This is a genomic window from Sulfitobacter sp. W074 (genome assembly GCF_025142275.1).
Lineage (GTDB): Bacteria > Pseudomonadota > Alphaproteobacteria > Rhodobacterales > Rhodobacteraceae > Sulfitobacter > Sulfitobacter profundi.
In genome coordinates this window covers 2,830,163-2,850,133 of sequence record NZ_CP081130.1, presented here as the reverse complement: position 1 = coordinate 2,850,133, position 19,971 = coordinate 2,830,163, and the positions used below count along the sequence as shown (strand labels likewise).

At 63.4% G+C, this 19,971-nt stretch carries 19 protein-coding genes; 9 read left to right on the top strand and 10 right to left on the bottom strand.

Annotated elements, in window-relative coordinates; genetic code table 11:
- Positions 1-4: 4 nt before the first annotated feature.
- Complete coding sequence (locus K3762_RS14080) at positions 5-1,342, top strand: MATE family efflux transporter (RefSeq protein ID WP_206054292.1); 1,338 nt, start codon at positions 5-7, stop codon at positions 1,340-1,342.
- On the opposite strand, the gene arsC is transcribed toward K3762_RS14080, so the two are convergent.
- From arsC to K3762_RS14065, 3 genes are read right to left on the bottom strand one after another with little or no spacing between them, the layout of a single operon-like run.
- Entirely contained in the window at positions 1,339-1,680 is a 342-nt protein-coding gene (gene arsC, locus K3762_RS14075; protein ID WP_132444321.1) for an arsenate reductase (glutaredoxin), read from the bottom strand. The genes K3762_RS14080 and arsC overlap by 4 nt on opposite strands.
- Positions 1,677-2,717 (bottom strand): quinone-dependent dihydroorotate dehydrogenase, encoded by a 1,041-nt coding sequence (locus tag K3762_RS14070; protein WP_120352272.1) that lies wholly within the window; start codon positions 2,715-2,717, stop codon positions 1,677-1,679. The genes arsC and K3762_RS14070 overlap by 4 nt, the downstream gene beginning before the upstream one ends.
- Positions 2,717-3,067 carry a DUF952 domain-containing protein gene (locus tag K3762_RS14065; protein ID WP_132444322.1) on the bottom strand — a complete coding sequence of 117 codons (351 nt, stop codon included), beginning with the start codon at positions 3,065-3,067 and terminating at the stop codon, positions 2,717-2,719. The genes K3762_RS14070 and K3762_RS14065 overlap by 1 nt, the downstream gene beginning before the upstream one ends.
- Before the next feature lie 129 nt (positions 3,068-3,196).
- Between K3762_RS14065 and K3762_RS14060 the strand changes: the two genes are divergently transcribed.
- On the top strand, positions 3,197-4,753 hold the full coding sequence (locus K3762_RS14060; protein WP_132444323.1) for a bifunctional UDP-sugar hydrolase/5'-nucleotidase: 1,557 nt from the start codon (positions 3,197-3,199) through the stop codon (positions 4,751-4,753).
- Positions 4,754-4,896: 143 nt separating this feature from the next.
- A complete protein-coding gene (locus tag K3762_RS14055) occupies positions 4,897-5,310 on the top strand; it encodes a VOC family protein (RefSeq protein ID WP_132444324.1) in 414 nt (137 codons plus the stop codon).
- 83 nt (positions 5,311-5,393) lie between these two features.
- On the opposite strand, the gene K3762_RS14050 is transcribed toward K3762_RS14055, so the two are convergent.
- The gene (locus K3762_RS14050; protein WP_150120555.1) at positions 5,394-5,726 is read right to left on the bottom strand and encodes a hypothetical protein; all 333 of its coding nucleotides are present in this window, start codon (positions 5,724-5,726) and stop codon (positions 5,394-5,396) included.
- An 89-nt stretch (positions 5,727-5,815) separates the two neighbouring features.
- Complete coding sequence (locus K3762_RS14045) at positions 5,816-6,712, bottom strand: LysR substrate-binding domain-containing protein (RefSeq protein ID WP_067938686.1); 897 nt, start codon at positions 6,710-6,712, stop codon at positions 5,816-5,818.
- A 97-nt stretch (positions 6,713-6,809) separates the two neighbouring features.
- Between K3762_RS14045 and K3762_RS14040 the strand changes: the two genes are divergently transcribed.
- Together K3762_RS14040 and K3762_RS14035 are read left to right on the top strand one after the other, a co-directional pair.
- Positions 6,810-8,033 (top strand): acyl-CoA dehydrogenase, encoded by a 1,224-nt coding sequence (locus tag K3762_RS14040; protein WP_067630156.1) that lies wholly within the window; start codon positions 6,810-6,812, stop codon positions 8,031-8,033.
- A gap of 130 nt (positions 8,034-8,163) precedes the next feature.
- A complete protein-coding gene (locus K3762_RS14035) occupies positions 8,164-10,338 on the top strand; it encodes a thiamine pyrophosphate-dependent enzyme (protein WP_132444325.1) in 2,175 nt (724 codons plus the stop codon).
- 222 nt (positions 10,339-10,560) lie between these two features.
- Here K3762_RS14035 and K3762_RS14030 read toward each other — a convergent pair whose 3' ends face one another.
- Genes K3762_RS14030 through K3762_RS14015 form a run of 4 tightly spaced genes read right to left on the bottom strand, consistent with a single transcriptional unit; the run spans position 10,561 to position 14,650 of the window.
- A complete protein-coding gene (locus K3762_RS14030) occupies positions 10,561-11,793 on the bottom strand; it encodes a mandelate racemase/muconate lactonizing enzyme family protein (RefSeq protein WP_132444326.1) in 1,233 nt (410 codons plus the stop codon).
- A gap of 23 nt (positions 11,794-11,816) precedes the next feature.
- Positions 11,817-12,659, bottom strand: a complete 843-nt coding sequence (locus K3762_RS14025) for an NAD(P)-dependent oxidoreductase (RefSeq protein ID WP_120351667.1) — start codon at positions 12,657-12,659, stop codon at positions 11,817-11,819.
- 12 nt (positions 12,660-12,671) lie between these two features.
- Positions 12,672-13,451, bottom strand: a complete 780-nt coding sequence (locus K3762_RS14020; RefSeq protein ID WP_132444327.1) for an HpcH/HpaI aldolase/citrate lyase family protein — start codon at positions 13,449-13,451, stop codon at positions 12,672-12,674.
- Entirely contained in the window at positions 13,448-14,650 is a 1,203-nt protein-coding gene (locus tag K3762_RS14015) for an FAD-binding oxidoreductase (RefSeq protein ID WP_132444328.1), read from the bottom strand. Before K3762_RS14015 ends, K3762_RS14020 begins: the two co-directional genes overlap by 4 nt.
- 240 nt (positions 14,651-14,890) lie before the next feature.
- Between K3762_RS14015 and K3762_RS14010 the strand changes: the two genes are divergently transcribed.
- From K3762_RS14010 to msrB, 4 genes are all read left to right on the top strand, one after another.
- The gene (locus K3762_RS14010; protein WP_120351664.1) at positions 14,891-15,439 is read left to right on the top strand and encodes a sigma-70 family RNA polymerase sigma factor; all 549 of its coding nucleotides are present in this window, start codon (positions 14,891-14,893) and stop codon (positions 15,437-15,439) included.
- Positions 15,436-16,128: an anti-sigma factor domain-containing protein gene (locus tag K3762_RS14005; protein ID WP_120351663.1), complete on the top strand. Its 693-nt coding sequence runs from the start codon at positions 15,436-15,438 to the stop codon at positions 16,126-16,128. Before K3762_RS14010 ends, K3762_RS14005 begins: the two co-directional genes overlap by 4 nt.
- Positions 16,129-16,298: 170 nt before the next feature.
- Positions 16,299-16,853 carry a fasciclin domain-containing protein gene (locus K3762_RS14000; protein ID WP_120351662.1) on the top strand — a complete coding sequence of 185 codons (555 nt, stop codon included), beginning with the start codon at positions 16,299-16,301 and terminating at the stop codon, positions 16,851-16,853.
- A gap of 82 nt (positions 16,854-16,935) precedes the next feature.
- Complete coding sequence (msrB, locus tag K3762_RS13995; protein ID WP_260010044.1) at positions 16,936-17,418, top strand: peptide-methionine (R)-S-oxide reductase MsrB; 483 nt, start codon at positions 16,936-16,938, stop codon at positions 17,416-17,418.
- A 54-nt stretch (positions 17,419-17,472) separates the two neighbouring features.
- On the opposite strand, the gene hrpB is transcribed toward msrB, so the two are convergent.
- Positions 17,473-19,896: an ATP-dependent helicase HrpB gene (gene hrpB, locus K3762_RS13990; RefSeq protein ID WP_132444429.1), complete on the bottom strand. Its 2,424-nt coding sequence runs from the start codon at positions 19,894-19,896 to the stop codon at positions 17,473-17,475.
- Between the last annotated feature and the right edge of the window lie 75 nt (positions 19,897-19,971).

Sequence of the window (19,971 nt, the reverse complement as noted above, 5' to 3'; positions counted from 1 at the left end):
AGAAGTGCGCGCGGTTAAGCGTGGCACGCTGGTGGCGCGCGATGTGGTGACCCATCGCCGCGTGCTTAAGATCGCCGTTCCCATTGTCATTTCCAACGCCACCGTGCCGATCCTTGGCGCGGTCGATACCGGCGTGGTCGGGCAGATGGGGGCCGCGGCACCCATCGGCGCGGTGGGGCTGGGGGCGATCATCCTGTCGGCGCTTTACTGGATTTTCGGTTTTCTGCGGATGGGCACCGTGGGCCTGACCGCGCAGGCGGCGGGCAATGGCGAAGAGGGCGAGGTCGCGGCGCTGCTTACACGCGGGCTGCTGATCGGCGCGGGCGCCGGACTGGTGCTGATGGCGCTGCAACTGCCGCTCTTTTGGGCGTCGTTTCAACTCGCCCCCGGATCACCGGAGGTAGAGGGGCTGGCGCGGCAATATATGGCGATCCGCATCTGGTCCGCGCCTGCTGCCATCTCGATCTATGCGATCACCGGCTGGCTCATCGCGCAGGAACGCAGCCGTGCCGTGCTGGTGTTGCAGGTCTGGATGAACGGGCTGAACATCCTGCTGGATCTGTGGTTCGTGCTGGGCCTCGGCTGGGGTGTCGAGGGCGTGGCCATCGCCACCTTCCTCGCGGAATGGAGCGGGGCGGCCTTGGGGCTGTGGTTCTGCCGGGCGGCCTTTGCCGGGGTAGCCTGGCGCGACTGGGCGCAGGTCTTTGACGGACCGCGCTGGACGCGCATGATGCGGGTGAATACCGACATCCTGATCCGCTCACTGCTGTTGCAGGCGATCTTTGTGTCCTTCCTCTTCATGGGGTCGGGCTTGGGCGATGTGACGCTGGCGGCCAATCAGGTGCTGCTGCAATTCCTGATGATCACCTCCTACGGGCTGGACGGTTTCGCCTTTGCCGCCGAGGCGATCATTGGCCGGGCCTACGGCGCGGGGCAGCGTGATGTCCTGCGGCGCGGAGCGGTGCTGACCTCCGCTTGGGCGCTGCTGGTCAGCTTGGCGCTGGCGCTGGTCTTTGCCGTTTCGGGCGGGGGGATCATTGATCTGATGGCCAAGGCGCCACAGGTGCAAGACCTCGCGCGGGTCTATCTGCCCTATATGGTCGCGGCCCCGGTTCTGGGCTGCGCGGCCTATATGTTTGATGGCATCTTCATCGGTGCCACGCGGTCGCGTGACATGCGCAATATGATGCTGGTGTCATTTCTGGTCTATGCCGTGACGGCGCTGATTTTGGTGCCTGGCTTGGGCAACCACGGGCTGTGGATATCGCTCTTGGTGTCCTTCGTGGTGCGGGGCATAACCTTGGCGCTGCGCTATCCGGCACTGGAACGCGCGGCGGGCTAGAGCAGCCTTTGCACCGCTTCCGGCGGGCGCCCGATCACGGCGCCGCTTTGGCCAAAGGCGATGGGGCGTTCGATCAGGATCGGATGGGCGGCCATGGCGTCGATCAGCGTCTCTTCGGGGCTGTCCTTGGTCAGACCCATCTCTTTGAACACCTTCTCGCCGGTCCGCACCATCTCAATCGGGCGGAGGCCAAGAGCGTCGCGGGCGGCGATGATCTCATCCCGCGTCGGGGCGTCTTCGAGGTAACGCCGGAGGCTCACGTCCACGCCCGCCTCTTCGATCAAGGCCAGCACCTGCCGCGATTTCGAACAGCGCGGATTGTGCCACAGGGTGATCATAGCCAATCCTCGCGTTTGCTGCCCACGGCCTCGGCCACGGTGGCGAAACCATCGCGCGCCAAAAGCGCATCGAGCCCCGTGGTGATCTCACGCACCAGCCCAAGACCGCCAAAGACCAGCGCGGTGTAAAGTTGCAACGCCGAGGCACCGGCGCAGATCTTGGCATAGGCGGTCTGCGCATCCGACACCCCGCCAACGCCGATCAACGGAATATCCGTTAGCCCCGCCAGCCGCGCCAAGACGCGAGTCGACCGTTCAAACAGCGGCGCACCGGAGAGGCCGCCCGCCTCGGCCGCATGGGCGCTGGCAAGACCCGTCCGGTCGAGCGTGGTATTGGTCGCAATGATGGCAGCAACGCCTGAATTTTGAGCAACCTCGGCCACGTCCTCAATCTCGGCTTCGCTGAGATCGGGGGCGATTTTCAGGAAAACGGGCGTGGCACCGCGCACGTCCATCACCCCTTCGAGCAGGGCCGAAAGCGCCGCCTTGCCCTGAAGATCGCGCAGCTTCTCGGTGTTGGGGGAGGAGACATTGACCGTCGCGAAATCGACGTGATTGCGCGCGGCGGTCATCACCCGGGCAAAGTCGGCAGCGCGGTCTGGGCTGGTCTTGTTCGCACCAAGGTTCAGCCCCACCGGCACACCGGCGCCGCGGCGCGAAAGCCGGGCGCAGATCGCCTCCATCCCCTCGTTGTTAAAGCCGAAGCGGTTGATCGCGGCGCGGTCTTCGGTCAGGCGAAACAGACGCGGGCGCGGGTTGCCGGGCTGGGGCAGGGGCGTGGCGGCGCCCACTTCGATAAAGCCGAAACCGGCGCGGGAAAGCGGGGCGACCGCGGTCGCGTTCTTGTCAAAACCCGCGGCCAGCCCGACGGGGTTCGGCAGATCCAGCCCAGCAACCGTTGTGTGTAAGCGTGCAGAGGTCTGCGGCCCGGGGGCCGGGGCCAGGCCCGCCCGCAAAGCCCGGATCGCCAGCCCATGCGCCGCTTCGGGGTCAATCCGGTGCAGCGCGTTAAGGCCCATTTTTTCGATCACCGGCATCATGCGCCTGCTGCGCCCAGACCGGCGGGGAATTCATGAGCGCCATCCACCAAGGGCAGGGGCTGTGCCCAGACCACGTCTTCGATCTTGAGCGGGCGGTAGAGATGCGGGAAAAGCGCGCCGCCCCGCGACGGCTCCCATTTCAGCGCATCGCCTAAGCTTTCGGCCTCAAGTGCGAGCAGGAAGAGACCCTCTTCGCCTTTGAAATGCTTGGCGGCGGTTTCCTCGGCCTGTTCGGCGGTGGAGAAATGCACGTAGCCATCGGTGACATCAATCGGCGCCCCGTCAGAGACCCCGTTCTTGCGCAGCGCCGCCCATTCGTCGGCGCGGAATATCTTAAAAATCAGCATGACTTCTGATGCCCGCCGGGCGGGGCGGGGTCAAGACCTGCGGGTGACCATAGGGCAGGCGATATGATCTTTGACACAGACCAAACCCCGCGCCACGATACCGGCATAACAACCAACAGGGGAACTATCATGAAACGATTCCTGACTGCGACCGCAGCGCTGGCTCTGACCAGTGGTATGGCGGCAGCTGAATATAACCTCACCATTCTGCACACCAATGATTTTCACGCGCGGTTTGAGCCGATCAGCAAATATGACGGTCCCTGCGGTGCCGAAGACAATACAGCAGGCGAGTGTTTCGGTGGCTCTGGCCGGCTGATGACCGCGATCACCGAGGCGCGCGAGCGGGCAGGCAACAGCATCCTTGTGGACGGCGGTGACCAGTTTCAGGGCACGTTGTTCTACACCCAGTACAAGGGCGCATTGGCCGCCGAGATGATGAACCAGATGGGCTATGACGCGATGACCGTGGGCAACCATGAATTCGACGATGGCCCCGAAGTGCTGCGCGGCTTTATGGACGCCTTGGAATTCCCGGTGCTGATGTCCAACGCTGATGTTACGGCGGAGCCGCTTCTGGCCGACAAGCTGGCCAAATCGACCGTGATCGAAAAGGGAGGCGAACAGATCGGCTTGATCGGCCTGACGCCGCAAGACACGCATGAGTTGGCCAGCCCCGGCGACAATATCACCTTCTCTGATCCTGTTGCCGCCGTGCAGGGCGAGGTTGATCTGCTGATTGCTAGGGGCGTGAACAAGATCATCGTGCTCAGCCACTCAGGCTATAGCGTTGACCAGAAAGTGGCGGCGGAAACCACTGGGGTCGATGTGATCGTGGGCGGCCATACCAACACGCTGCTCAGCAATACGAACGAGCGTGCCGAGGGTCCCTATCCGACGATGGTGGGCGAGACGGCAATCGTGCAGGCCTATGCCTATGGCAAATTCCTTGGCGAGTTGAATGTGACCTTTGACGATGAGGGCAATATCACCAAGGCCGAGGGCGAGCCGCTGATCATGGACGCTGCCGTGACCGAAGATCAGGACACCGTTGACCGTATCGCCGAAGCTGCCAAGCCGCTTGAGGAAATCCGCAACCGGGTGGTGGCCGATGCAGCCGAGGCAATCGACGGGGAGCGCGGCAACTGTCGCGCGCAGGAATGCTCAATGGGCAACCTTGTGGCCGACGCGATGCTTGACCGGGTGAAGGATCAGGGCATCGACGTGGCGATTGCCAACTCGGGCGGGCTGCGTGCCTCTATCGACGCGGGCGAGGTGACGATGGGTGAAGTGCTGACCGTGTTGCCGTTCCAGAACACATTGTCGACCTTCCAAGTCACCGGCGCGCAACTGATCGAGGCGTTGGAAAACGGCGTGAGCCAGCATGAAGAGGGCGCAGGGCGTTTCCCCCAAGTGGCGGGCATGTCCTTTGCCTTTGATCCCAAGGCAGAAGCTGGCAGCCGGATCAGCGACGTGATGGTCGCGGGTGCGCCGATTGACCTTGAGAAAACCTATGGTGCCGTCTCGAACAACTACGTTCGCAACGGTGGCGATGGCTATGCGATGTTCAAGGACGCCGCCAATGCCTATGACTACGGCCCCGATCTGGCGGATGTCACGGCCGAGTATCTGGCCAAGGATGGCACATACAAGCCCTATACCGACGGTCGTATCACCATGAAATAAGGACAGGTTTTGGCCTGATTGACTTGGGCGCGTCCTGAAAGGGGCGCGCCCTTTTGGTTTGGTGATCCTTGAGAAACGCCGCGCTATTGCACCTTCCACCGGGCAGGATACACAGGGGGCAGCAGATAGATAGGAGACCCTCCATGCTCACCCCCTTCCACCTTGCCTATAACGTCCGCCACCTTGATGAGACCCGTGCTTTCTATGGCGATGTGCTGGGCTGCACCGAGGGCCGCTCGACCGAGACTTGGGTCGATTATTCCTTCTTTGGCCACCAAATTTCGATGCATCTGGGGGAGCCTTTCGCCACAGAAGCCACCGGCAAGGTGGGCGAACATATGGTGCCGATGCCGCATCTGGGGGTGGTCTTGCAGATGGACGATTGGAAGGCGCTGGCCGAGCGGCTGAAAGGCGCGAAGGTTGATTTCGTGATCGAACCGTCGCTGCGTTTCGAAGGGGAGCCGGGCGAACAGGCGACCATGTTCTTCCGCGACCCTTCGGGCAACCCGATCGAGGTCAAAGGCTTTGCCGATATGGAACGTGTCTTTGCCCAGTAAGGCCAAGCGATGAAACACCAAAGCCCCGCGGTTGAGGGCGGGGCTTTGGTAAGTCTGAATGGGCCGTGCAACCGCGGGGCCGGTTAGTCGAAACTGATCGCCCCTTCAAAGGCAGGCTCTTCCAAGGTCTGGCCACTGAAGGTCGTCGGGGTCTCTGCCGTAATGTCGAGCGTATAGCTCCCGTTCACGGGGATCGCGTCACTGGTCCAGGCATCGCCTTCACCGGTGATCGTGTGGCTGCCCGTGGCATTGTTGGTAAAGACCACCTGATCGCCCGGCTGCACATGCGAAAGCGCTGGGAAATAGGCACCGTCAACAATCAGCACGTTGCGGTTCTCGGCCATGGCACTGGCGGCGCAAACGCTCAGGGCGAGGGCCAGAGCACCGGCGCTTTTGCGATATGAACTTAGCATCATCTGCTCCTTTGGATCGCCCGATGCGGGCGGGTTAGCCGGTTTTATACAATGTAAATGCGGCATAACTTTGGCCGGTTCGGGCCGGATTATCAGTCTGTCGCGGGCTCTGCCTGCTGGGCGAGCCAGCCGCGGAAAGACGCAAGCGCCGCGGTCTCATCCCGGTCTTCGGGCCAGACGAGGTAGTAATTGCCGATGCTCTGCGTGGTTTGCGACGCGGCCAGCACCAATTGCCCGTCGCGCAGGTAGGGGCGGGCGAAAAAGGTCGGCAGCAGAGCCACCCCCAGCCCGTGGATCGCCGCCTGCGCCATGGTCGAGAATTGGTCGAACATCATCCCGCCCGGCGGCTCATCGGTTACCCCAAGCGAGGACAACCACCGCGCCCACCCGCGCGGGCGGGTTTCCAGATGCAACAACGGCAGATGCCGCACATCGCGCGCATCCTCCAACGGTTCGGCCAGCAAATCAGGCGCACAGACGGCCACCACCGTTTCCGGCAAAAGCGGCAGATAGCGCACGCCGGGCCAGTCTTCATGACCAAAATGAATGGCGGCGTCGAATCGGCTGCCTGCAAAGGCGAAGGGCCGCAACCGGGTGGAGAGGTTGACTGTCACCTCTGGATGATCCCTTGCAAAATCGCGCAGCCGGGGGGCCAGCCAATGCATGCCAAAGGCGGGCAAGATCGCCAGATCCAGCGTGCCGCCCGTGGGGTTCGTCCGGGCCGAAACCGAGGCCTGCGCCAGCCGGTTCAGGATGTCGCGCACCTGCGTAACATAATCCAACCCCGCCTGCGTCGGGCTCAGCCGCCGCCCCTGACGGATCATCAGCGACACGCCTAGTTGTTCCTCCAGCGTCTTGATCTGGCGGCTTACCGCGCTCTGCGTCAGGTTCAGTTCCTGCGCTGCCGCCGTGGCGGTGCCCAGCCGCACCACAGCCTCGAAGGACAGCAGGGCCGAGATCGAGGGCAGGAAGCGGCGGGGCGCGATCATATGACTTTTTCTCATGAACTCAGGACAAAGCAGCGATAGAGTTTGCGCCGCCAGTTTGCAATACTGCCGCAAATCACATCACCCGAAAGGATGCATCATGACTGCAGACGCCCCCAAGCTGCGCGCCAAGGACAAACCCGATCTTGGTACCTTCGATTGGCAGGATCCCTTCCGCCTCGACAGCCAGTTGAGCGAAGACGAACGCATGATCCGCGACAGCGCCCGTGCCTATGCGCAGGAAAAGCTGCAACCGCGCGTCATCGAAGCCTTCGCCGAGGAAAAGACCGACCCCGAAATCTTCCGCGAGATGGGCGAGATGGGCCTTCTGGGCGTCACCATCCCCGAGGAATACGGCGGGCTGGGCGGCAGCTATGTCTCCTACGGCCTCGTCGCGCGCGAAGTTGAGCGGGTCGACAGCGGCTACCGGTCGATGATGTCGGTGCAGGCAAGCCTCGTGATGTACCCGATCTATGCCTATGGCTCCGAAGAGCAGCGCCAGAAGTATCTGCCGAAGCTCTGCTCGGGCGAATGGATCGGTTGTTTTGGCCTGACCGAGCCTGACGCAGGTTCCGACCCTGCGGGCATGAAAACCCGCGCCGTGAAGACCGAGAATGGCTATAAGCTGACCGGCTCCAAGATGTGGATCTCAAACTCCCCCATCGCCGATGTCTTCGTGGTCTGGGCCAAGTCCGAGGCGCATGACGGCAAGATCCGCGGCTTCGTGCTGGAGAAGGGCATGAAGGGTCTGAGCGCGCCGAAAGTGGGCAACAAGCTGTCCTTGCGCGCCTCGATCACCGGCGAGATCGTGATGGACGGCGTCGAAGTGGGCGAAGACGCGCTGCTGCCCAACGTGCAGGGTCTGAAGGGGCCGTTCGGCTGTTTGAACCGCGCGCGCTATGGCATCTCTTGGGGTGCAATGGGTGCTGCGGAATTCTGCTGGCACGCCGCGCTGCAGTACGGGTTGGACCGCAAGCAGTTCAACAAGCCACTGGCCCAAACCCAGCTTTTCCAGAAGAAGCTGGCCGACATGATGACCGAGATTTCGCTCGGCCTGCAGGGCTCGCTGCAGGTGGGCCGTTTGATGGACGCCGCCAATGCCGCGCCCGAGATGGTTTCGATCGTCAAGCGCAACAACTGTGGCAAGGCGCTCGACGTGGCGCGCATGTCGCGTGACATGCACGGCGGCAACGGTATCTCGGGTGAATTCCAAGTGATCCGTCACATGATGAACCTTGAGACGGTGAACACCTATGAGGGCACCCATGACGTGCACGCCCTGATCCTGGGCCGCGCCCAGACCGGCCTGCAGGCGTTCTTCTAAAGACCGGCATCGGGGGGAATTGTTCCCCCGGCCACTCCCAAATACTTATGGCCAGAAAGAGAGGCGGCGCCTTTCTTTCTGGCCGAAATACTTTCGCCATCGGCGTTTAATTCCTATTCCAAGAGGCCCCATGGACCGCGTTGCCATCGTTCATGAAAACTTCCTCCGTCGCGTCGCGGCGGGGGATTTTCCCGTTTCCACCTCCGACAAAAAGGCGCTTGATCGTGCCGCATTGGAGCGGCTCTACCGCGCGCAGGTCCTGAGCCGCGCGCTCGACCTGCAAAGCCGCGTGATGCAGAAAGAGGGGCAGGGGTTTTACACCATCGGCTCGTCCGGGCACGAAGGCATGGCGGGGGTGGCGGCGGCGCTGCGGGTCGATGACATCGCCTTCCTGCACTACCGTGATGCGGCGTTCCAGATCGCCCGCGCCGATCAGGCCGAGGGGCAGGACATGCTGCGCGATATGCTCCTGAGTTTCGCCTGTTCGGCTGAGGATCCGATCAGCGGCGGGCGGCATAAGGTGCTGGGCTCGCGCCCGCTGATGATCCCGCCGCAGACCTCGACCATTGCCAGCCACCTGCCCAAGGCCGTGGGGGCCGCGCATTCCATCGGCATGGCACGGCGCAACCGGCCCGAGCATGCGATCCTGCCGCGCGATGCAATCGCCATGTGTAGCTTTGGCGATGCCTCGGCCAACCACTCCACCGCGCAGGGCGCGATCAATGCCGCCTGTTGGACCGCCGTACAGGGCGTGCCGCTGCCGCTGCTTTTCGTCTGCGAGGACAATGGCATCGGGATTTCGACGAAGACCCCGACGGGCTGGATCAAAGCCTCCATGTCTGCCCGTCCGGGCTTGAAGTATTTCGAGGGCGACGGGCTGGACCTTCATGCCGCTTTCGCTGCGGCGAAAGAGGCGGCGGATTACGTGCGGGTGCACCGCAAGCCCGCCTTCCTGCATCTGCGCACTGTGCGGCTCTATGGTCATGCGGGGGCGGATGTGGCGACTTCCTATCTGCCGCGTGCAGAGGTCGAGGCAGATGAGGCGAACGATCCGCTGCTGCATTCCGCGCGCCTGTTGGTGGAGGCCGGAATGAACGCCGATGAGGCGCTGGCGATTTACCGTGAGACCCAAGATGCCGTGGCGAAAGCGGCGGCAGAGGTGGTCAAACGCCCGCGGCTCAAGACTGCATCGGATGTGATGGCGAGCCTCGTGCCGCCCAAACGCGACTGCGCGCCGAGCAATGGGCCGAGCGCGGAAGTGCGGGCCGAAACCTTTGGCAGCGACATGGCGCAAATGGACAACCCGCAGCCGATGTCACGGCTGATCAACTGGGCGCTGCATGATCTGATGCTCTCGCATTCCGAGACCATGTTGATGGGCGAGGACGTGGGCCGCAAGGGCGGGGTCTATGGCGTGACACAAAAGTTGCAGGGCCGTTTCGGGCCGGGGCGTGTGATCGACACGCTGTTGGATGAACAGAGCATTCTGGGCCTCGCCATCGGTATGGCGCATAACGGTTTCGTGCCGATGCCTGAGATTCAGTTCCTCGCCTATCTGCACAACGCCGAAGACCAGTTGCGCGGTGAGGCGGCCACCCTGCCGTTCTTCTCGGACGGGCAATGGACCAATCCGATGGTACTGCGCATCGCCGGTTTGGGCTATCAAAAGGGCTTTGGCGGGCATTTCCACAACGACAACTCACTGGCCGTGCTGCGCGACATTCCGGGGATCGTCATTGCCTGCCCCTCGGCCGGGGATGACGCCGCGATGATGCTGCGCGAGGCGCACCGTTTGGCGCGTGAGGACCAGCGGGTGGTGGTCTTTGTCGAGCCCATCGCGCTTTACCCGATGCGGGATTTGTTGGAGGCCGGGGACGGCGGCTGGATGCGGCACTACCCGGCGCCGGACCAGCGGATTGGTCTGGGCGAGGTTGGTGTCACGGGCGAGGGGGCCGATTTGGCGATCGTGAGCTATGGTAACGGGCATTACCTGAGCCAGCAGGCTGCGCATGATCTGGCAGAGCAGGGTGTCGCGGCGCGGGTGATTGACCTGCGTTGGCTGGCTCCGATGCCAGATGAGGCGTTGATGGCGGCCATCGGGGATCGGCCTGTGCTGATCGTTGATGAATGTCGCCGCACCGGCGGGCAGGCCGAAGCGTTGATGGCGCTGATGGCAGAGCGCGGGGTTGAGCGTTTTGCGCGGCTAACGGCGGAGGACAGTTTTATCGCGACGGGTCCGGCCTATGCGGCGACCCTGCCCTCGCGCGAGGGTATTGTGGCGGCGGCGCGGGAGTTGTTGGGGTAGTTGAGGGTCAGCGCCTGCCCGCGGGTCGGCGATCCGCGGGCGCGTTAAGCCACTTTATGATGCAATCTCGGTGCGCCTTCGCGAAGTTGTGCCAAGCCCGGCCAAATCGCCTGCCCGGTCACACCAGAGGTGGGCCAGTATCTGCCGGCACGCCTTCGGCGTGACGGGCGGGCAGGCGATGGCCCGGCGCCTGCGGCTTGAATCCCGCCCGGGTGGGCGCGCCTAGTGGCTATCCGCTGGCGCACCGCCCTGAAAATTATTCCCATTCACATAATCGCAAGGCGCTTCGCGCATCTCGAGATGCAGGCCATCGCCTGTGTAGGGATGCGCGCGGGCGAGGTCTTCGTCCACTTCGATCCCCAGACCGGGCGCTTCGGGTGCGGTGATGAACCCATCCTCCACCCGGATCGACCCTTTGATCAGCTGGTCATGAAACGGCGTCTCAATGCACTCGCACATCAGAATATTCGGGATCGACACGGCAAGCTGCACATTCGCCGCCCATTCCACCGGCCCGGCATAAAGATGCGGTGCGATCTGCGCGTTATAGACTTCGGCCATGGCTGCGATCTTCTTGGCCTCTGCAATGCCGCCCACGCGGCCAAGTGCCGGTTGCAAAATCTCTGCCGCACCGGCGCGCAACAGGGGCGCGAACTCGGCCTTCGTCGTCAACCGCTCGCCCGTTGCCACCGGGATGCGCACGCCGCGCGCGACCTTGGCCATCTGCTCAGGCGCGTCTGGGGGGATCGGCTCTTCGTACCAGAGCGGGCTGTAGGGTTCGATCGCTTGGCCCAGCCGGATCGCGCCTGCGGTGGTGAACTGTCCGTGGGTACCGAACAGGAGATCGGCACGGTCGCCCACGGCCTCGCGAATGGCTTTGCAGAACGCCGCCGAGGTGCTGATATCCGACATCGCAGGCATATGCCCACCGCGCAGCGTATAGGGGCCAGCGGGGTCGAATTTCACCGCCGTATAGCCGCGGGCCACGCAATCCGCCGCCGATTCCGCCGCCATCTCGGGCGAGGTCCAAAACTCCGCCATATCGTGATGCGGCAGGGGGTAGAGGTAGGTATAGCCGCGCACCCGGTCATTGGTGCGCCCGCCGATCAACGCATGCACCGGACGGTCGCGGTCTTTGCCAAGGATGTCCCAGCAGGCGATTTCAAGACCTGAAAACGCGCCCATTACAGTCAGGTCTGGCCGCTGGGTAAAGCCCGCGGAATAGGCGCGGCGGAACATCAGCTCGATGTTCTCGGGGTTCTCGCCCTGCATATGACGGGCAAAGACATCTTTGATCACCGCGCGCATCGCATCGGGCCCGACGCTGGCGGCGTAGCATTCGCCCCAGCCGGTCACGCCGGTGTCGGTGGTCACCTTGACCAATATCCAATAGCGCCCGCCCCAGCCGGGGGCGGGCGGGGCCGTCACGATGATATCGAGGTCTTGTAGCTTCATGACGGTCCCTCCTCGGAGCCTGATCAGGTCTCTTTTTTGTCGTCGACGATGGTCATCTGCGCGATGCCGCTTTCGCCCAGATCGACCTTGGCGAAGGGGCCGCCGTGGCACATCTGGCCGGGGTCGGTGATGTCGACAGGGCCTTCTTCGGCCAGCACTTTTTCGGCGAATTGCTCTGCGTTGTCCTTGGGCCGGTAACCGAGGAACGCGGCCTTGGCATTGTCCACCGGCGCGCGGTCATTGTTCGACACGCCGTAGATGACCGAGAAACCGACCGAGGGGGTGTCAACTGCGCGGGTCACCAGTTGGATCAGATCGTCATAGCTGAGCCACGAGCCAAGCGCGCGGGAGTTGTTGACCTGCGCGGCGCTGAGGATGCGCAGATGCACGGACTCAAGCTGGCGTTTGTCCCAATACATTGAGCCGAGGTCTTCGGTGAAGCATTTGGCGAGGCCGTAGAATGTGTCAGGCTTGTGGGGGGCGTCAATGCCGATGAAATCGGATTTCTTGTGCATCCCCACGGCATGGATCGAGGAGGCATAGACGACGCGGCGTGCGCCTGCTTGATAGGCCGCTTCCCACACGTTGTAAGAGCCGACGAAGTTCGGGCCGAGCAGCTCCATAAAGGGTTTTTCGTCCACGATGGCACCGAAATGCACCACCATGTCGGCCCCTTCCATCAGGGCGGCGACCTGATCGTATTCTGCCAGATCGGCCTTCTGATAGCGCTCGCCCTCATAAAGCTTGCCGATGTCGTCGGCGATGTCGGAGCTGACCAATTCTTCGCACATCGCGGCCAGCGGCTCACGCAGGTAAGAGCCAAGCCGACCGGCAGCACCTGTCAGGACCAGTTTCTTAAATTTCATAATATCTTCCTTTCACGTCTCAGAAATCTTGTCGCGCACTTGGGCGCGCAGCGCATCGGCCCCTTTGGCCAAAAGACCGACGTCCGTGCCGCAGGCGACAAAGGTGAAGCCTTCGTTCAGCAATTCGGCGGCGAAATCGGGGTCGGTGACCAGCGTGCCCACAGGAATGCCCTTGTCCATCAGCAGCTTGGCGGCGGGGCGGATGACCTCCCACACTTCGGGGTGCAGGGTCTGGCCCAGATGGCCCATGTCAGCAGCGATGTCGGCGGGGCCAAAGAAGATGCCGTCGATCCCCTCAACCTCGGCAAAGGCGGCGGCGTTTCCGACGGCGGCGCGGGTTTCAAGCTGGATCAAGATCGCGGTCTGGTTCTCGACCTCGGTGTTGTAATCCTCGACCCGGCCAAACTGGTTGGCGCGGTTCAGCCCGGCCACGCCCCGGATACCGCGCGGCGGGTAGCGGCAGGCGGCAACAGCGGCGCGGGCCTCGTCAGGCGTCTGTACCATCGGAAACAGCAGCCCCGGCGCGCCGAGGTCCATCAGGCGTTTGACCTTGACCGCGTCGTTCCAATCAGGCCGCACCATCGCCGTTGTGTCGCTGCCCGAGAATGCCTGTAGCTGCCCCAGCACCGATTTCATGTCGCTCGGCGCGTGCTCCATATCCAGCATTACCCAGTCATAGCCCGCATGGGCCACCACCTCGGCGGCATAGCCATCCGAGAGGGAGGCCCAGAGGCCCAACTGCTTTTTCCCGGCGCGGATGGCCGTCAGGAATGCGTTCTCGGGGTGCTTCATATCACGGCCTTTTCGATAAATTTCTCCGACCGCGTGATGCGCCCGTAGTCCAATGGAGTGAGGTCCAGCGTGCGATAGGCGCCATGGGTAATCAACTCAGCCGTGCCGCGCCCGATGGCGGGGGCTTGCTGCAACCCATGGCCGGAAAATCCGTTCATAAAGACGAAGTTTTCGACCTTGTCGTGCCGCCCGACGATTGCGTTTTGATCCACAGTGTTGAAGGCGTAGTGGCCGACCCATTCATTGATCACCTTGACCCGTTCAAAGGCCGGAACGCGGGTGGCAATGATGGGCCAGACTTTCTCCTCCCAGATCGAATGATCAAAGGCAAAGTCATCATAGGCCGCGTCATAGTCATCTTCGGGCGGGCAGCCGGCCATATAATACTTGCCCTCTTGGCGCATATGCACGCCGCTGGGGTCGATGGTCAGCGGCAGGTCCATCTCTAGCGGCTCGGCGGCGTCAAAGATGAAGGTGTAGCGTTTGCGTGGCACGACGGGCAGGGTGATGCCCGCCATCTGCGCCGTCGCCGCCGCGCGGGGGCCAGAGGCGTTGACCACCGTGCCACAAGCGACCACTGCGCCGGATTTCAACGTCACCGCATCCACCGCGCTGCCTGCGGGGTTCAGGGTCATGCCCGTCACCTCATCATGGATAAAGGTCACGCCCCGGCGCCTGGCCATACGCTTGAACCAATCAAACATGGTGCCGCCGTCGAAATAGCCTTCGTTCACCGTGTTGTGGTTGCCCGCGATCACATCGTCGAGCATGTAGAACGGATAGCGCGCGGCGATCTCATCCTTGGTCATATGCTGGGTATGCGCGCCCATGGAGGCCTGAATGCTCTGCGCCTCGCGCAGGGTCTGGGCGAACGCGGGCGTATCGGCAAGGTAGAGGTAGCCAAAGCTCTGCAGCGCCAGTTCTGGCACTTCGGGATCATCATGCATAAACTGGCGGAAGTTGCGGATGAACTCGGCCCCGAACTGCGAAATCTGGATGTTCACTGGCGCGGTGAACTGCTGCCGGATGCAGGAATTCGTATGGCTGGTCGAGGCGAATTCATAGGTGGGATCACGCTCCACCACCAGCACCTCACCGTCAAACCCCGGCGTGTTGGTCAGCCACCAAGCCAGTGCCGAGCCGTAGATGGCCCCGCCCACGATCACCACGTCATATGACGTCTCAAGCGCGTTTTGCATGCACAGTCTCCCTTTGCGCATTCCCCTCTGAATTGTGGGTAGCCTAAGCATCCAGAGCCTGCAATCTTTGTGAACGGCAGGGCGATTTTTCGTTTTTCCGCGATGGGTTGCGCGACGGCCCAAGGATGGGGCAGGGTGGCATTCGAAAGATGCGGTTCTATTGCATCGTTGACTTTTGTAGCGGCTGTCGCACCATGATTGCTGTGCCGAAATAGACATCAACGCCCAAAGGAGTGGCCCTTGGACAGCGACCGTGAAGAGATTGAACGTCTGATTGCACAGGTTGCATTAGGGGATCGTGCCGCCTTTGAGGCGCTTTATGATCGGGTGTCTGCGAAACTATTCGGGGTCTGCCTGCGTGTGTTGGATACACGGGCCGCAGCAGAGGACGCCATGCAGGACAGTTTCGTCAAAATCTGGAACCATTCCGACCGCTATCAGGCCAATGGCCTGTCGCCGATGACGTGGCTGATCACCATTGCGCGCAACACTGCGATCGACCGGCTGCGCGCCACCCGCAAAGGCCATCAGAATATTGATACGCCGGGGCTGGAACTGGCCGCGCCGGGGCCGAACCCCGAGCAATCCGCCGTGGCCGCGTCCGAGGCCACGCGCCTCAGCAACTGTCTGGACGACCTTGAGGCAGATCGCAGTGCCGCAGTGCGCGGTGCCTATCTCGACGGCGACAGCTATGCCGACCTTGCGCAGCGTTTCAACGTGCCGCTCAATACCATGCGCACTTGGCTGCGTCGCGGGTTGATGAGCCTGCGGGAGTGTATGAGCGCATGAGTGACACCCCCATCATTCCAGCCGGAGACGACGATCTTCTGGCCGCCGAAGTGGCCTTGGGCCTGCTGGAAGGCGAAGACCGTGTGGCGGCGCGCGCGCGCCTACTTCAAGACCGTGATTTTTCCCGCAGCGTCGCCGATTGGCAGGAGCGTTTCGTGGCGATGACCGACGATATCGCGCCCGTCGACCCGCCTGCGAAACTGCGCCGCACGCTGATGTCGCGGCTCTTCCCCGCGCGGCAGGTGCCGTTGATGCAGCGGCTCTGGCTCTGGCAAGTGATATCGGTTGCGGCACTCGCCACCGTGGCCTTCCTTGCCTTGCCGATGCTGCGCGAGGCACCGGTTCAGTCGCCGGGCGAGGTCTATGCCACCCGCATGGCCGCCGAAGACAGCGCGCTGGAACTGCTGGCTGTCATGGACATGTCGCGCGGCGATATCGCGCTGCGCCGGGTCTCGGGCACCGCACCAGAAGGCCGCGTTCTGGAGCTTTGGGCCATCTTGCCGGACCGCGCGCCGATCTCTTTGGGCGTGTTGCCTGAGGGTGAAGTCAACCGCGTGGTCTTGCCCGCCGATTTGGCACCCGAGGCAGCGCAGATCACACTGGCCATCACGGATGAGCCACCGGGCGGCGCCCCCGACGGCGCCCCTACCGGCACCATCATGGCTGCCGGTACCGTCGCCGAACTTTAGACCCCGAAACGCCCTTCTCTGATCGAGCGGGGCGTTTCACTTTTCTAGGGTAAAACAACGCGCTACATTTTTATTCCGAATTTTTTGAACCATTCTGAAACTCCTCTCACTCTTGGCCCGTGGGTCCAGTATCGCCGCCCACAACGGGGGGCATCTGAGGAGGAAACCAGATGAAAACGCTCAAGACATTTGCCGCCGCGACCGCCACTGCTGTCCTGTTGGCCACCGGTGCCATCGCTGCCAATCCCGAGGTGGGCGGCGCGCCCATGTTCGAGAACAAGAACATCGTCGAGAACGCCGTGAACTCCGCCGATCACACCACACTGGTCGCCGCTGTGAAGGCCGCCGGTCTGGTCGACACGCTGGCCTCCGAAGGTCCGTTCACCGTTTTCGCCCCGGTCAATTCCGCCTTTGATGCGCTGCCCGCTGGCACCGTCGACACGCTGCTCAAGCCCGAGAACAAAGACATGCTGACCAAAGTGCTGACTGCGCATGTGGTCGCGGGCAACTGGTCTGCTGCCGACATCGCCGCCAAGGCGCGCGCCTCCAGCGATGGGTTCTACCACTTTAACGCCGTGTCCGGCGACGCGCTGTCGGCGCAGGTGAAGGGTAAAAACGTCTACATCATCGACGAGAGCGGCAACGCATCGCGCGTGACTATCGCAGATGTGAACCAGTCCAACGGCGTTATCCACGTTGTAAACAGCGTGCTGGTGCCCAAGTAATAGGCAACCCGCACGATGTGGCCGGACCAGTACCTCCATGCTGGTCCGGCGTTGACCTAATCCGAAAGCGAGGAGTAACACCATGAACAGACGTCATTTTCTGGCATCGACCTTTCTGGGCGCCACCGCCATCGGGTTGGGCGCACGCGGCGCTTTGGCAGCCTATGTCGAAGGCGATTTTGAGGTTGAGCGAACGGAAACCGAGTGGCGCGCCATGCTGAGCGATACCGAATATGCGGTCATGCGCGAAGGCGATACGGAACGCGCCTTTACCAGCCCCCTGAATGATGAGACGCGCGCCGGGACATTCATTTGCAAAGGCTGTGACCAGCCGCTCTACGATGCCGCGACTAAGTTCAAAAGCGGCACCGGATGGCCGAGCTTTTACCAACCGCTAGAAAATGCGGTCGAGACGATGTCCGACAACAGCTTTTTCATGCGCCGGACCGAGGTGCATTGCGACCGTTGCGGCAGCCATCTGGGCCATATCTTTGACGACGGGCCCGAGCCTACGGGCAAGCGGCATTGCATCAACGGTGTCTCGTTGAAATTCACCGCCGCCTGAGTACGGACGCTCTGACGATTAGACCGCGCGCCGCTTTCGGCGCGCGTTGTCGTTTCAGGTGCCGCGCGGTTTGGCCCGCAGGGTCGGGTCCGCGACCGTGGGGTCTTCGGGCCACGGGTGGCGGGGATAGCGCCCGCGCATGTCTTTGCGCACATCCCCGTAGGAACTTGCCCAAAATCCGGGGATGTCCATCGTGACCTGCACCGGGCGCTGAGCGGGGGAGAGCAGGGTGACCTGCAATGGCTGCCCGCCCACCGTCGGATGCCGGGTAACGCCGAACATCTCTTGTAGGCGCAAGGCGATGCCGGGGGTCTCACCGCTGTAGTCAATGGCCACGCGCCGCCCCAATGGGGTTTCGAAATGCGCGGGCGCGTTGCGGTCCAACTCTTGCTGTTGCTCCCACGTCAGCCGCGCCTTGAGCGCCGAGGTGATGTCGAGCGCTTTCCAATCGCCAGTGCTGCGCACACCGGCCAGATGCGGCAGCAGCCAGTCGTCCAGCGTCTCCATCAGATGCGCTTCGCTGAAATCAGGGAAGGGCGCGGGCATCAACCGGGCGCGGGCCAGAAACAGCGCCGCCGCCTTGCCGGGGTTCAGCCCCAATTGCCGCACACCGTCAAGCATCGCGACCGCCACCGCATCCGCGGGCGCATCGGGCCATGTGCGGTCTTCGAGTACCAGCGCACCGAACACCTCCTGCCGCCGGGTCAGCACGCGCCCCTCGCGGCGCGACCAGATGCAGACCTCCTGCCAATGGATTTGGTCGGCAAAAGTGCTGCGCAGCTCAGCGTCCGAGATCAGCGCCGCCTGCCGGATACGCGCCTCTCGCGGGTCGCCGTCAAGGTCGGTGGCCACCAGCAATCGCGTGCCTGCCATCGGGTCGGCCGCGGGCAGGATCGCGCCCTTGCCGCCCGATAGGACATAGCGCGGTGCCTCGCCCTTGCGGCGCAGCCCGACGCGGTCTGGGTAGGCAAGGGCCGCCAGCACGCCCAGTCCGTCCGGTCCGTCGCCCTTTGTCATCCGGCCCAGCCGCTTGGCCTCGGCCTTGATCCGCGCCAGTGTCGGGGCATGGGGCGGGGTGGCGCTGCGCTTTCCGTCCAATGCATCCATCCTGAGCGACAGGTCCACCGGCGCGCCGCGCATCGGGTCACGCTCTGCCAAAAGTGCGGCCAGCAGCGGCGCACGCGGCCCGCCGCGGGCCACCATATGCGCCAGACGGGGGTGCAGGGGCAGCTTGGCCAATTTGCGGCCATGGTCGGTGATGCGGCCTGTGTCGTCCAACGCACCGAGCATGCGCAACACCGCCTGCGCTTCGGCCAAACGGCCCGGATGGGGCGGGGTGACAAAGCTTAATTCTTCGGCCTGCGCGCCCCAAAGCGCCAGTTCCAGCGCGAAGCCGGTGAGGTCCCCCGCCTCAATCTCGGCTGGGGGGAAGGCGGCGAGCGCGCCCTCTTCGCCGCGTGTCCAGAGCTTGTAGGCCACACCCGCTTCGACCCGTCCGGCACGGCCCGCGCGTTGGGTGGCCTCGGCGCGGGTCACACGTTCGGTCACCAGTCGCGACATGCCAGAGGCCGGGTCGAACAGCGCGCGGCGCGAGCGGCCAGCGTCGACGACGATGCGAATGCCTTCGATGGTGAGCGAGGTTTCCGCGATGGAGGTCGCCAGCACGACCTTCCGCCCCGACCGCACAGGCGCGATGGCGGCCTGCTGCGCTTTGAATTCCAGCGCGCCGAAGAGCGGGGCCAAGGTGCAATCCGGCGGCAGCGCAGGACGCAACAGCGCCTCGACCCGCCTGATTTCACCTTCGCCCGGCAAGAAGACCAGCGCCGATCCGGGGGCTTCGGCGAGCGCCGTCAGCGTCAGGTCGGCCACCGCATTCTCAAGCCGTTGCTTGCCCATGGGCTTGTCGAGCCAGCGCGGCTCTACCTCAAAACTGCGGCCTTCGGAGGTGACGATGGGGGCTTCCATCAACTCTGCCACCGGGGCGGCATCAAGCGTGGCGGACATGGCGACCAGCAACAGGTCGTCGCGCAAGGCGCCCGCCACTTCAAGGCAGAGCGCGAGGCCCAGATCGGCGTTCAGCGAGCGTTCGTGGAATTCGTCAAAGATCACCGCGCCGATGCCGGGCAGGTCGGGGTTGTCTTGCAACATGCGGGTCAGGATGCCTTCGGTGACGACTTCGATGCGGGTGTTCTTCGATACCGCCGAAGCGCCGCGCACGCGAAAACCCACCGTCTGGCCGGTCTCTTCGCCAAGGCTTTCGGCCATGCGCGCGGCAGCGGCACGGGCCGCAAGGCGGCGCGGCTCCAGCATCAGGATGCGGCCCTTGGTCAGGCGAGCGTCGAGCATTGCCAGCGGCACGCGGGTCGTCTTGCCCGCGCCGGGGGGGGCTTGCAGCACCACGCGGCCCGTGTCGCGCAGGGCGGCGATCACGTCAGGCAGAACGGCGTCGATGGGCAGGGCGAAATCAGCGTTGGACATGGCGCGGTTATCGGGCAAAGCCGCCGCCGCGCCAAGGGTGGGGATGGACAATTCCGCGCCACCCCCGCAAAAGTT